This is a genomic window from Verminephrobacter eiseniae EF01-2, assembly GCF_000015565.1.
In the GTDB taxonomy this organism is placed as follows: domain Bacteria; phylum Pseudomonadota; class Gammaproteobacteria; order Burkholderiales; family Burkholderiaceae_C; genus Acidovorax; species Acidovorax eiseniae.
The window spans coordinates 2,685,130-2,698,402 of record NC_008786.1; the positions used below are offsets into that span (position 1 = coordinate 2,685,130).

At 61.4% G+C, this 13,273-nt stretch carries 13 protein-coding genes and 1 tRNA gene; 9 read left to right on the plus strand and 5 right to left on the minus strand.

Annotated elements, in window-relative coordinates:
- The first annotated feature begins 263 nt into the window (after nt 1-263).
- The 9 genes from iscR to VEIS_RS11660 all read left to right on the plus strand — a co-directional run bounded on the left by iscR (nt 264) and on the right by VEIS_RS11660 (nt 6,718).
- Nucleotides 264-803 (plus strand): Fe-S cluster assembly transcriptional regulator IscR, encoded by a 540-nt coding sequence (gene iscR, locus VEIS_RS11620; protein WP_011810121.1) that lies wholly within the window; start codon nt 264-266, stop codon nt 801-803.
- 85 nt (nt 804-888) lie between these two features.
- A complete protein-coding gene (locus VEIS_RS11625) occupies nt 889-2,109 on the plus strand; it encodes an IscS subfamily cysteine desulfurase (RefSeq protein ID WP_011810122.1) in 1,221 nt (406 codons plus the stop codon).
- Between the two features lie 38 nt (nt 2,110-2,147).
- Nucleotides 2,148-2,549, plus strand: a complete 402-nt coding sequence (iscU, locus tag VEIS_RS11630) for a Fe-S cluster assembly scaffold IscU (RefSeq protein WP_011810123.1) — start codon at nt 2,148-2,150, stop codon at nt 2,547-2,549.
- Between the two features lie 9 nt (nt 2,550-2,558).
- Complete coding sequence (gene iscA / locus VEIS_RS11635; RefSeq protein WP_011810124.1) at nt 2,559-2,882, plus strand: iron-sulfur cluster assembly protein IscA; 324 nt, start codon at nt 2,559-2,561, stop codon at nt 2,880-2,882.
- A gap of 127 nt (nt 2,883-3,009) precedes the next feature.
- Nucleotides 3,010-3,546 (plus strand): Fe-S protein assembly co-chaperone HscB, encoded by a 537-nt coding sequence (gene hscB, locus VEIS_RS11640; protein WP_011810125.1) that lies wholly within the window; start codon nt 3,010-3,012, stop codon nt 3,544-3,546.
- An 87-nt stretch (nt 3,547-3,633) separates the two neighbouring features.
- A complete protein-coding gene (gene hscA, locus VEIS_RS11645) occupies nt 3,634-5,502 on the plus strand; it encodes a Fe-S protein assembly chaperone HscA (protein WP_011810126.1) in 1,869 nt (622 codons plus the stop codon).
- A 30-nt stretch (nt 5,503-5,532) separates the two neighbouring features.
- The gene (gene fdx / locus VEIS_RS11650) at nt 5,533-5,871 is read left to right on the plus strand and encodes an ISC system 2Fe-2S type ferredoxin (protein WP_011810127.1); all 339 of its coding nucleotides are present in this window, start codon (nt 5,533-5,535) and stop codon (nt 5,869-5,871) included.
- Nucleotides 5,871-6,584, plus strand: a complete 714-nt coding sequence (gene dnaQ, locus VEIS_RS11655) for a DNA polymerase III subunit epsilon (RefSeq protein WP_011810128.1) — start codon at nt 5,871-5,873, stop codon at nt 6,582-6,584. Before fdx ends, dnaQ begins: the two co-directional genes overlap by 1 nt.
- A 59-nt stretch (nt 6,585-6,643) precedes the next feature.
- Nucleotides 6,644-6,718 (plus strand) — tRNA-Val (locus VEIS_RS11660).
- A gap of 468 nt (nt 6,719-7,186) precedes the next feature.
- Here VEIS_RS11660 and VEIS_RS11665 read toward each other — a convergent pair.
- The 5 genes from VEIS_RS11665 to VEIS_RS11685 are packed head-to-tail and all read right to left on the minus strand — an operon-like array spanning nt 7,187 to nt 13,212.
- Nucleotides 7,187-7,426, minus strand: a complete 240-nt coding sequence (locus VEIS_RS11665; protein WP_011810130.1) for a formate dehydrogenase subunit delta — start codon at nt 7,424-7,426, stop codon at nt 7,187-7,189.
- Nucleotides 7,423-8,256, minus strand: a complete 834-nt coding sequence (gene fdhD / locus VEIS_RS11670; RefSeq protein ID WP_011810131.1) for a formate dehydrogenase accessory sulfurtransferase FdhD — start codon at nt 8,254-8,256, stop codon at nt 7,423-7,425. The genes VEIS_RS11665 and fdhD overlap by 4 nt, the downstream gene beginning before the upstream one ends.
- Before the next feature lie 31 nt (nt 8,257-8,287).
- Complete coding sequence (gene fdhF, locus VEIS_RS11675; protein ID WP_041950775.1) at nt 8,288-11,164, minus strand: formate dehydrogenase subunit alpha; 2,877 nt, start codon at nt 11,162-11,164, stop codon at nt 8,288-8,290.
- Nucleotides 11,165-11,188: 24 nt separating this feature from the next.
- Nucleotides 11,189-12,745: a formate dehydrogenase beta subunit gene (locus tag VEIS_RS11680; RefSeq protein WP_011810133.1), complete on the minus strand. Its 1,557-nt coding sequence runs from the start codon at nt 12,743-12,745 to the stop codon at nt 11,189-11,191.
- Nucleotides 12,742-13,212: a formate dehydrogenase subunit gamma gene (locus tag VEIS_RS11685; RefSeq protein ID WP_011810134.1), complete on the minus strand. Its 471-nt coding sequence runs from the start codon at nt 13,210-13,212 to the stop codon at nt 12,742-12,744. The genes VEIS_RS11680 and VEIS_RS11685 overlap by 4 nt, the downstream gene beginning before the upstream one ends.
- Nucleotides 13,213-13,273: the final 61 nt, after the last annotated feature.

Sequence of the window (13,273 nt, forward strand, 5' to 3'; positions counted from 1 at the left end):
GGGTGCGAGGAAAACATGACTGACCAAATAGCGACCGACCGGTTTTTTAATCCGACAAATTTGATAAGGATTGATGCTATACTGGCGCCCGACACCCAAGGAACACCGCCCCGAACGATGAAGGGTTCCGCACCAGGCGCCCAGCAGGCCGTGCGGAGCAGGGCAGGGGGTCGAGACGGCGCCCTCGCTGACCCGTTGGTCATTGCCGATGACCGGTGAAGGCGGCTTCTACAACGAACAAGCCTTGGCACAAGGAGCTTGCGATGCGTCTGACAACCAAAGGCCGTTTTGCGGTCACCGCGATGATTGACTTGGCCTTGCGCCAGAACACAGGGCCTGTCACATTGGCGGCCATCAGCCAGCGCCAGCAAATTTCGCTGTCGTATCTGGAGCAGCTCTTTGGCAAACTGCGGCGCAACGGCATCGTCGAATCCGTCCGTGGCCCCGGTGGCGGCTACACGCTGGCGCGCAGGGCGGACGACACCACGGTGGCAGACATCATCGTGTCGGTGGATGAGCCCATGGATGCCACGCAATGTGGCGGCAAGGAAAACTGCCTGGGCGAAGCCGGCCGTTGCATGACGCACGAGCTGTGGACAGCGCTGAACCAGCACATGAAAGAGTTCCTGGAGGCGGTGACGCTGCAGCAACTGGTGGACGAGCAGTTCGCCAAGGGCTTTCGAATCGAAGACAAGCCGCCGGTGCGCCGCGCGATCTCGACCACCCCGGTGGTCAAACCCATCCGGGTCAACGCCCCCAACTCGGTGTTCGCGTTGGGCAGCAAGGCTTTTGCGAAATCCTGAAAACCTGCCCTCCCGTCCTTCCCGCCCCTGCCGATTTGCCAGCCAGCAACCGCCTCAGAAACCACTTGTGCCGAGCGAGCCAGCCATGGACATGACCCCGCATTTCCCCATTTACCTCGACTACGGTGCCACGACCCCGGTAGACCCCCGCGTGGTCGACGCCATGGTTCCCTGGTTGCGCGAGCATTTCGGCAACCCGGCGTCGCGCAGTCATGCCTGGGGCTGGGAGGCGGAGGAGGCGGTCGAGCGCGCGCGTGCGCAGGTGGCCGACCTGATCGGCGCGGACCCGCGCGAGATCGTCTGGACCAGCGGCGCCACCGAGTCGATCAATCTGGCGCTCAAAGGCGCCGCCCAGTTCTACCAAGGCAAGGGCCGGCATCTGATCACACTCAAGACCGAGCACAAGGCCGTGCTCGACACCCTGCGCGAGCTCGAACGCCAGGGCTTTGAAGCCACGTACCTGGATGTCCGGGAGGATGGCCTGGTCGACATCGACGCCCTGAAGGCCGCGATCCGCCCCGACACGGTGCTGGCCAGCATCTTGTTCGTGAACAACGAGATCGGCGTGATCCAGGACATCCCGGCCATTGGCGCGCTGTGCCGTGACAAGGGCATCTTGCTGCATGTCGATGCGGCCCAGGCCACCGGCCGGGTCGAGATCGACATGCAGCGGCTGCCCATCGACCTGATGAGCATGACCGCGCACAAGACCTATGGCCCCAAGGGCGTGGGCGCGCTGTACGTGCGGCGCAAACCCCGGGTGCGCCTGCAAGCGCAGATGCACGGCGGCGGCCATGAGCGCGGCATGCGTTCGGGCACCTTGCCGACGCACCAGATCGTCGGCATGGGCGAAGCCTTTCGCATTGCCAAGGCCGAAATGCAGGCGGGCAATGCCAAAGCCCGGGCGCTGCAGCAGCGCCTGCTCGATGGTCTCAAGGACATCGAGCAGGTCTACATCAACGGCAGCCTGGAGCGCCGTGTGCCGCAGAACCTGAACATGAGCTTCAACTTCGTCGAAGGTGAATCGCTCATCATGGGGATCAAGGGCCTGGCCGTTTCCTCGGGCTCGGCCTGCACCTCCGCCAGCCTGGAGCCCAGCTATGTGCTGCGCGCCCTGGGCCGCAGCGACGAGTTGGCGCACAGCAGCCTGCGCATGACCATAGGCCGTTTCACCACCGAGGAGGAGATCGATTACGCCATCTGCGCAATCCGCGAGAACGTGGCCCGTCTGCGTGAGCTCAGCCCCTTGTGGGAGATGTACAAGGACGGCGTGGATCTGAGCACCATCCAATGGGCTGCGCACTGAGCTCCTGAAATTTCCGGGAATTTGAAGAGGTACATATCATGGCTTATTCCGAAAAAGTGGTTGACCATTACGAAAACCCCCGCAATGTCGGTTCGTTCGACAAGGGCGACGACTCGGTGGGCACCGGCATGGTGGGCGCGCCGGCTTGCGGCGACGTGATGAAGTTGCAGATCAAGGTGAACCCGCAGACCGGCGTGATCGAAGATGCGCGCTTCAAGACCTATGGCTGCGGCTCGGCGATCGCGTCGTCGTCGCTGGTGACCGAATGGGTCAAGGGCAAGACGCTCGATGAAGCGGCGGCCGTCAAGAACAGCGAGATTGCCCAGGAACTGGCCCTGCCGCCGGTCAAGATCCACTGCTCGATCCTGGCCGAAGACGCAATCAAGGCCGCCGTGCTCGACTACAAGACCAAGCGCATGGCCGCAGCCGCGGTGGCTTGATTGAGCGCCATGGCCATCACGCTGACACAAGCCGCGGCCCGGCATGTAAGCCGCTACCTTGCCCGGCGCGGCAAAGGGCTGGGGGTGCGCCTGGGGGTCAGAACCACCGGGTGTTCGGGGCTGGCTTACAAACTGGAGTATGTCGATGACGCCGCACCTGAAGACATCGTGTTCGAACACCATGGCGTCAAGGTGTTGATCGATCCCAAGAGCCTGGCTTACATCGACGGCACCGAACTGGACTTCGTGCGCGAGGGCCTCAATGAAGGCTTCAAATTCAACAATCCCAACGAGCGTGACCGCTGTGGTTGTGGCGAGAGCTTTCGCGTTTGAGTGCCCGGGTCACGCCCCAAGTCTTGCTGGTGTAGCTTGCCGTCGCGGCGCCAGGCGTTCGTCGACCCGCCAATGCGCTGCGCGCTGGCGGTTTTTTTGTGCAGCAGCGCCAACGGATCCGGTGTGCATGAACCTGCTATCTGACGACTTCGAACTCTTTGGCCTGGAGCGCCGGTTTGCGCAGCAGCGCAGCGCCATCGATGCGCGCTGGAAAGCGCTGCAGCGCCAGGCGCATCCGGACCAATTCGCGGCCCAGGGAACTGCGGCGCAGCGCGTGGCGTTGCAGTGGTCGGTGCGTATCAACGAAGCCTACCAGCGCCTGAAGGACCCGCTGCGCCGTGCCGCCTATCTGTGCCAACTGCATGGCGCGCCCATCGGCGCCGAGGACGATACGGCCATGCCGGTGGCGTTCCTGATGCAGCAAATGGACTGGCGTGAGGCGCTCGAACAGGCGCAGGCCGCTGATGCGCCGGCGGCACTGACTGCGCTCGATGCGCTGGACGAAGAAGTGGGCCAGGCCCGTCATGCGGCGCTGGCCGAGTGCGAGCGCTTGATCGACCAGCAGCAGGACTACGCAGGCGCAGCCCGCCAGGTCAGAGCCCTGATGTTCATTGCGCGCATGGCGGACAGCATCGGGCAGCAGCGCGAGCAAGCGGGACAATAGCGCGCACCGCCTCACCGACACCCGCCGAATGATCGGGACCGGTCTGCGACGGCCGAGACCTCACCACGCCGAACTCCCCCTATCTCCATGGCCCTTTTGCAGATCTCCGAACCCGGGCAATCGCCCCATCCGCACCAGCGGCGCATCGCCGTCGGCATCGACCTGGGCACCACCCATTCCCTGGTGGCCGCCGTGCGCAACGGCGTGTCCGAATGCCTGCCGGACGCGCAAGGCAGGGTGCTGCTGCCCTCGGTGGTGCGCTACCTTGACCAAGGCGGGCGCCAGATCGGCCATGAGGCCGTGGCCGCACAGGTTTGGGACGCGCGCAACACCATTGCGTCGGTCAAACGCTTCATGGGGCGCAGCCTGAAAGATGTGGCGCGGGCGGGCCAACTGCCTTATGACTTTGTGCCCGACGCCGCAGCGCAGGGCATGCTCAGCCTGGCCACGGTGGCGGGCAACAAGTCGCCGGTCGAGGTCAGCGCCGAGATTCTGGCCGCCCTGCGCCAGCGTGCCGAAGACAGCTTCAACGCCGATTTGTACGGCGCAGTCATCACCGTGCCGGCCTACTTTGACGATGCCCAGCGCCAAGCCACCAAAGATGCCGCCAGACTCGCCGGCATCCCCCTGCTGCGCCTGATCAACGAGCCTACGGCTGCGGCCATCGCTTACGGGCTGGACAACGCCAGCGAGGGCATTTATGCCGTCTACGACCTGGGCGGCGGAACCTTCGACATCTCCATCCTGCGCCTGGCGCAAGGCGTGTTCGAGGTGATTGCCACCGGCGGTGACTCAGCCCTGGGCGGCGACGACTACGACGCTGCGCTGGTCGATTGGGTGCTGCAGCAGGCGCGCCGACAGGCCAGCACGCCAGCCGACAGGGCCGCGCTGCGCATCGCGGCACGGGCCTGCAAGCAAGCCTTGAGCGCTACTGATATCGCAGCATTCAGCGCCGACATATCCTGCGCCAACGTGCATGTCGATGTCAGACGCGCGGATTTCGAGGCGATCACGGCCGATTTGACCGCCCGCTCCATGGCGGCTGTGCGCCGGGCCTTGCGCGACGCGCAACTGACGCGCGACCAAGTGCAGGGCGTGGTGCTGGTCGGGGGTGCCACCCGCATGCCCCAGGTGCAGCGCGCGGTGGCGCAGTTCTTTGGCCAGCCGCCGCTGACCAACCTGAACCCGGATGAAGTGGTGGCCCTGGGCGCGGCCATACAGGCCCATCAGCTGGCGGGCAATGGCGGCAACGCCGCCGAACTGTTGCTGCTCGACGTGATTCCATTGTCGCTGGGCGTGGAAACCATGGGCGGACTGGTCGAGCGCATCGTCGCGCGCAACGAGCCGATTCCGACCGCGAAGGCGCAAGACTTCACCACCTACAAGGACGGGCAGACGGCCTTGGCGATCCATGTCGTCCAGGGTGAACGCGACCTGGTGCAAGACTGCCGCAGCCTGGCGCGCTTCGAACTGCGCGGCATCCCCCCGATGGTCGCCGGCGCGGCCCGCATCCGCGTGACCTTTGCGATCGACGCCGATGGCCTGCTGAGCGTGAGCGCCAAGGAGCAAGGCAGTGGTGCACAGGCGCATATCGACGTGAAACCCTCCTACGGCCTCTCGGACGAGCAAATCGCGCGCATGTTGCAAGACAGCTTTGCCACGGCCGCACAAGACATGAAAACCCGCGCCCTGGTGGAAGCCCGCGTCGATGCCGAGCGCATGTTGAGCGCCACGCAAAGCGCATTGGCCGCCGACGGCGAAATGCTCAGCGCCCGGGAACGCGCCGCCATCGAGGCCCTGATGGCGACGCTGAGCGCGCAGCGCGAGGCCGATGATGCCGCCGTCATCGAGGCCGCCACCGAAGCCCTGGCCCAGGGCACGCAGGCCTTTGCCGCCCGGCGCATGAACCGTGGCATACGGCAAGCGCTGGCGGGCAGGAACGTGCAAACCCTTTGAGCGCCCCATCCAAGCAGCCAGCCCATCCCCATGCCCGTCATCAAGATACTTGCCCATCCCGACTACTGCCCCGCCGGAGCTGAAATCACCGCGCCCGCAGGCACATCGATCTGCGAAGCCCTGCTCGACAACCGGATCCGGATCGAGCATGCCTGCGAGATGAGTTGCGCCTGCACCACCTGCCATGTGATCGTGCGCCAGGGGCTCGACTCGCTCAATCGGGCCGAAGAAGAGGAAGAAGACCTGCTCGACCGCGCCTGGGGCCTGGAGCCCCAATCGCGCCTGTCCTGCCAAGCGATCGTCGCGCAGCAGGACCTGGTGCTGGAGATTCCCCGCTACAGCATCAACCACGCAAAGGAAAACCACTGATGCCGCGTCAAATCGTTCTGGACACCGAAACCACGGGCCTGTCGGCCGACAGTGGCGACCGCATCATCGAACTCGGCTGCGTCGAATTGCTCAACCGCAAGCTCACCGGCAACAACCTGCACCTGTACTTCAACCCGGGCCGGGACAGCCACGAAGATGCGCTGAAGGTCCATGGCATCAGCAATGAGTTCCTGAAAGACAAACCCCGGTTTGCCGAACTGGTCGACGACATCCTGCAATACCTGCAAGGGGCCGAACTGATCATCCACAACGCCGCCTTCGATGTCGGCTTTTTGAACAAGGAACTGGAACTGGCGGGGCACCCGGCGCTTGCCCACTGCGTCGAGCGCGTCACCGACACGCTGGCCATGGCCAAAGAACTGTACCCGGGCAAGCGCAACTCGCTCGACGCGCTGTGCGACCGCCTGGGCGTGGACAACTCCGGCCGCACGCTGCACGGCGCCTTGCTCGATGCCGAACTGCTGGCCGATGTGTACATCCACCTCACGCGCGGGCAAAAGGCCTTGCTGATCGCCGACGAGGCGCAGCCAAGCGCCACTGACCTGCCGCTGCTACCCATCGACTTGCATGCCTTGGTGCTGCCGGTGCTGCACGCCAATGCGCAGGAGCAGCAAGCGCATGCCGAGGTGCTGGCGCAGATCGACAAGGCCAGCGGGGGCAAAACCATTTGGCGCACGCTGCCATCGATCTGAAAAGGCCGAAAAAGCTGTGCGATAATGCGCCGCTGTCACGGCGAGCGCCGGTGCACAGAGGGTGATTAGCTCAGCGGTAGAGCACTGCCTTCACACGGCAGGGGTCACATGTTCGATCCATGTATCACCCACCATTTCAGCCTGCATGCCACGGAAACTGACGACCAGACTACGCACGCCAGGCCCGCCGCGAAATCTTTGTGCCCATGGCCGACCTGCCGAAAATCTACGCCGACAAGGCGCCTGCATTCGTGGCCCGGCCGTGCCCCACGCCACGCCACGCGGGGTGTTCGTACTTGCAACCCGGCCGGCGCGCATCGCGATCTGCGCGAGTGCCCGGCGGAGCAACTGCGCGTCAGACTTGGCACTTACTCCAGCGAGCCACCACTGGCGTGATGGCGGAAGGCTTTTCGCGCCGCATGGAACTGCGCCAAGTCAGGCCCATCATCGTCATCGGTCTCAGGCACTACAACGTCGACGGGGTCAGGGAAACAATTCCCCCACAGCCAAAATGATGCTTTTGAGCGATGCCATCGAATGGAAGGCGTCAACGAAGCGCAGGTTCACTGGGGGCCGGGATTGCAAGTTCGGCGGCAGTTCCGCTACCTTGTCACAGTCTCAATCAAGGCGCGGTGCTCAAGCACTGCTGCCAACACAATAGGCTTGATGTCTTCGTGGGGAGTGCCATCCACATAAGCCAAAAACGCTTTGCGCATGCGGGGATCCCAAAATTTCTTGATGTGTTTGGCAATGCCCGCCAACGCTTCAGCACGGTCGGGCATGCTCTCAAAAAAGGCGCCAATCTGGTTAGCCATTCGAACCAATGAATCGTCGTGTGTCATGAGGCATCCAGTGATAGTCGGTGCGGGACGCTGTAAATCGAGAAATCCGTGCCACGGGCAAAACCCAACAGCGTCAAGCCCGCGCTTTGCGCAACATCCACGGCCAGACCCGTTACGCCAGAGACGGCGACCAGCAAGGCGATGCCTGCAGTGGCGGTTTTTTGCACCATCTCGTAGCTTGCACGGCTGGTGATGATGACAAAACCGCTACCGGCATCCAGGCTGGAGCGCAGTAGCGCACCCACCAATTTGTCCAATGCGTTATGGCGGCCCACATCTTCCCTGATCAATTCGATATTTCCGTCCGCCGTACACCACGCCGCAGCATGGGTTGCTCCGGTCACGGTCAACAACAATTGATGAGCACGCAGATTTGCTGCAGCCCGCAACACTGCCTTTGTGTCGAAACAAAGGGTGCTCGTCAACGGCTCGAGTGGTCGAATGACCTGTGCCAGACTCTCGGTTCCGCATAATCCGCAACCGGTGCGACCAGTCAGGTTGCGGCGCTTCTCTTTGAGTCGGGCAAAGCATGGTCCGGCAATGGTGAGGCTCACCGTGCAGCCCTGTGCATTTGAAGTCCATTCACAGTCATGTATCTCTGAGGCTGTGTTCACGATACATTCGGTGATGGCAAACCCGTATGCAAAATCCTCCAGATCGGCCGGCGTGGCCATCATCACGGCATGCGCGATGCCGTTGAACTCCAGCGCCACCGGCACCTCTTCTGCCACACAGTCTTGCACGATGGAGCGGATCTCGGAATGAACCCTGCTGATTTCCAACTCCCTATAGGCTCTGGATTCCGGCAGGCGTGTCACCGACATGTCCATGGCGTCCGTAACCCCCATCGCGCTACTGTGCTCAGCGTTCGAGATCCGACAAGACCGGCTCCAGAGGCAACACGGCTTGCGCCAGCGCCAATTGCTCGGCGTTGAAGCGGTAATATGATTTCTGCCATTCGGACGGCTGCGCCACGGGTGTTACCTGTACGGCAGTTACCTTGTACTCGGGGCAATTGGTGGCCCAGTCAGAGTTGTCTGTGGTAATCACGTTGGCACCCGACTCGGGAAAGTGGAAGGTGGTGTATACCACGCCCGGTTGAATGCGCTCGGTCACCACGGCGCGCAGCACGGTCTGTCCGGCCCGGCTGCTGATACCGACCCAGTCGTCCTGCCCGATGCCGCGTTCTTGCGCGTCATGCGGATGAATCTCCAGTTTGTCTTCGCTGTGCCACTGATCGTTGTGGGTGCGCCGGGTTTGCGCGCCCACGTTGTATTGCGACAGGATGCGGCCGGTGGTAAGGATCAAAGGATATTTACGGGTGATTTTTTCCTCAGACGCCACATATTGGGTATTGAAGAACTTGCCTTTGCCGCGAACGAATTTATCGATGTGCATCAGCGAAGTACCGGCTTCGGCCGTAGTTTCATTACATGGCCATTGCACGCTGCCCAGGCGGTCGATCTTTTCATAAGTCACCCCGCGAAATGAAGGCGTGAGCGCGGCAATCTCTTGCATGATTTGTTCCGGATGCGTGTAAGCCATGGGGTAGCCCAAGGCGTTGGAAAGTTTCATCGTTGCTTCCCAGTCGCCCACGCCAGACAGAGGTGGCATCACTTTGCGAACGCGGCTGATGCGCCGTTCGGCATTGGTGAAGGTGCCGTCTTTTTCCAGGAACGAACTGCCGGGCAGCAGCACATGGGCGTATTTCGCTGTTTCGTTCAGGAAAATGTCCTGCACGACAAGGCATTCCATTTTCTCCAGCGCCGACACGACATGCTGTGTGTTCGGGTCAGACTGCACGATGTCCTCGCCCACGCAGTACAAGCCCTTGAAAGTTCCATCCAGCGCCGCTGCAAACATGTTCGGAATGCGCAGGCCGGGTTCGGGGTTGAGCTTGACACCCCAGGCAGCGTTGAACTCTTCGCGTACCTCCGGGTTGCTGATGTGGCGATATCCTGGCAGATCATGCGGGAAGCTGCCCATATCGCAACTGCCCTGCACGTTGTTCTGGCCACGCAGCGGGTTCACCCCCACACCTTCGCGCCCGATCATGCCGCAGGCCATGGCCAGGTTGCAGATGCCAATGACTGCTGTGGAGCCTTGGGCATGTTCAGAGACGCCCAAGCCGTAGTAAATGGCCGAGTTGGGCCCCAGCGCAAACAGCCGCGCTGCGCCGCGAATCTCGGACGCCGGGACACCGGTGACCGACTCGAAGGTTTCAGGCGAGTTTTCCGGCCTGGCCACAAATGCACGCCATTCATCAAAGCTCTTGGTGTCGCAACGCGCAGCCACAAAAGATTCGTCGACCAGGCCTTCGGTTACCACCACATGCGCCAAGGCAGTGAGCACGGCCACATTGGTGCCGGGTTTGAGCGCCAGGTGGTGCTCGGCGCGGATGTGCGGCGCGCTCACCAATTCGATTTCACGCGGATCGACCACAATCAGTTTGGCCCCCGCGCGCAGGCGCTTTTTCAGGCGCGAGGCAAACACGGGGTGCGCTGCTGTCGGGTTGGCCCCCATGACCAGCACCACGTCGGATTGTTCTACCGATTTGAAGGTTTGCGTACCTGCGGACGTTCCAAAAGTCTCGCCCATGCCATAGCCGGTCGGTGAATGGCAGACGCGGGCGCAGGTGTCCACATTGTTGTTGCCAAACGCTGCGCGAACCAGCTTTTGCACCAGGTAAACCTCTTCGTTGGTGCAACGCGATGAAGTAATCCCCCCAATGGCATCTTTTCCGTCTTTTGCCTGAATACGGCGAAACTCACTGGCTGCATAGGCGATCGCTTCATCCCAACTGACTTCCTGCCAGGCATGGCGGATGCTTTTGCGAATCATTGGCTTGGTGACACGGTCTTTGTGCCGGGCATAACCCCAGGCGAAGCGTCCTTTGACACAGGCATGCCCGGCGTTGGCTTTGCCGTTTTTCCACGGCACCATCCGCACCACCGTGTTGCCTTTCATCTCGGCCTTGAAACCGCAGCCGACACCGCAGTAAGCGCAGGTGGTGATGGCGCTGTGCTCGGACTGGCCGAGCTCGATCACCGTTTTTTCCTGCAGGCTTGCGGTCGGGCAGACGTTGACACAGGCCCCACAGCTGACACATTCACTCTCCATGAAGGGCTGGTCTTGTCCGGCGGACACGCGCGCTGCAAATCCGCGTCCGCTGATCGTCAAGGCAAAGGTGCCTTGAGTTTCTTCACAGGCGCGCACACAGCGATTGCACACGATGCACTTCGATGCGTCGTAGGAGAAATAAGGGTTGGATTCATCCTTCAGGCTCTGGCAGTGATTGGCGCCTTCTTGGCCATAACGCACCTCGCGCAAACCTGTCACGCTGGCCATCTCTTGCAACTCACAATCGCCACTGGCGGCACAGGTCAGACAGTCCAGCGGATGGTCTGATATATAGAGCTCCATCACGCCCTTGCGCAACTGCTGCAATTTTGGCGTTTGGGTGTGCACCTTCATGCCGTTTTCTGCGGGCGTAGTGCATGATGCCGGAAATCCCCGGCGACCCTCGATTTCAACCAGGCACAAGCGACATGAACCAAAGGGTTCCAAGCTGTCCGTGGCGCACAGTTTGGGTATTTTGATGCCGGCATCGACCGCTGCACGCATCAGCGAGGTTCCTGCTGTCACGGTGACCATTTCACCGTCGATTTCCAGTGTCACTTCCTGCGCCGATTCCCGCCGTGGTGTGCCGTGATCGGTTTCTTTCAGATGGTCAAGCATCATGTTTCTCCTGGTGGCAAACGTTCAAGCGATCTCGGCAACCGGCACAGCCAAGCCGAAATCTTGCGGGTAATGGTTCAGTGCAGACAGCACCGGGTTGGGGGTCATGCTACCCAATGCGCATAACGAACCGTGCAGCATGGTGTCACACAAGTCACGCAGCAGTTCGACCTGTTTGGCGTTGTTGTTGCCGGCCGCGATACGGTCCAACACTTCAACACCTCGGGTCGAACCAATCCGGCAAGGCGTGCATTTGCCACACGACTCGATGGCACAAAATTCCATGGCATAGCGTGCCAACCTGGACAAATCAGCCGTGTCGTCATGCACCACGATACCGCCATGGCCCACGGTGACTCCGACGGCCGCATAGGCTTCGTAATCCATGGGAACATCCCAATAGCGCTCGGGCACGTAGGCACCCAGTGGCCCCCCCACCTGCACCGCTTTGATGGGGCGTCCTGACGCGCTGCCTCCACCGAAATCGAACAAAAGTTGGCGCAGAGTGATGCCAAAGGCTTTTTCGATCAGACCCCCATGCTTGATATTGCCAGTCAGTTGAAATGGCAAAGTGCCACTGGAACGGCCTACGCCGTAGTCTGTGTAGTAGGCAGCACCGCGCGCAAGAATGATTGGCACTGAAGCAAAGGTAATCACGTTATTGATGACCGAAGGCTGACCAAACAGTCCTTTCAAGGCCGGAATCGGTGGTTTGGCACGCACCACACCGCGTTTTCCCTCGATACTCTCCAGCATGGCGGTTTCCTCGCCACAGACATAGGCACCAGCGGCCTTGCGTACTTCCAGATGAAAGGTTTTTCCGGATTTCAGGATGTTCGATCCTGAAAATCCTGCTGCACTTGCCTTGGCAATCGCCTCCCGCATGGTCGCAATGGCGTGAGGGTATTCGGAGCGGATGTAGATGTAGCCCTGCGTCGCACCAGTGGCCACTGCGGCAATGGTCATGCCCTCGATGAGCATGAATGGGTCACCCTCCATCGCCATGCGGTCGGAGTAGGTGCCGGAGTCGCCTTCATCAGCGTTACAGACAATATATTTTTGCGCACTGCTGGCCGCAGCCACCGTCTTCCATTTGATGCCTGCCGGAAAGGCAGCGCCGCCACGCCCGCGCAAGCCAGAGTCGAGCACTTGCTGCACAATCTCGGACGGACTCAAAGCCAGGGCCCTGCGCAAACCGGCAAAGCCTTCATGTGCCTGATAATCCGCCAAGGACAGCGGGTCGGTCACACCCATGCGTGCAAAGGTAAGACGCTCTTGCTGACGCAGGTAAGTCAATGCCTGCGTCAAACCCAAACACAACCGATGGGCCGCTCCCGTCTGAAACTGTGCATCCAGTAAGTCTTGCACATCCCCGGGCGCTACCGGACCATACGCGACGCGACCGGCCGGAGTCTGCACCTCCACCAGAGGTTCGAGCCAGAACATGCCGCGTGAGCCATTGCGCACCAGTTCAATGTCCAGGCCGCGCTGCCGGGCTTGCACATCGAGGGCAGCGGCCACTTGATCTGCGCCAAGGGCCAGCGCAGCCGAATCGCGTGGCACGAAAATCCTGATGCTCATGCCACGCTCCCGGTAGCCGCTACCAATCGATCAAATTTCACGGTATCGACCCGTGCATGCAATTGCTCGTCCACGACCATGGCGGGCGATGATGAACACAGGCCCAAGCAATACACCGGCTCCAGTGTGACCGCGCCATCGGCGGTGGTGCCGCCTTGGGTATTCAATCGGCTGCAAGCGTGCTCCCACAGTTTGTCGGCCCCCATGGACTGGCATGCTTCGGCACGGCAAATTTGGACCACCTGTTTGCCCGCAGGTTCATGCCGAAAGAAATGATAAAAGGTCACTACACCATGCACTTCAGCGCGCGACAAATTGAGTTCTTGGGCAATCAATCCAAGAGCCGGCGCTGGTATATGACCCAACGCATCCTGAATGTCGTGAAGCATGGGAAGCAGTCCACCCGGCAGGTGCTTTTTGCCATCGACGATCGTTTGGATGATTTGCTGTTGCGATTCTGTCAACATGGTGATTGCCTGAATGAATGCATGAGGCCGTCTTGGCAATGGGTTGCGATGTATCCGGGAA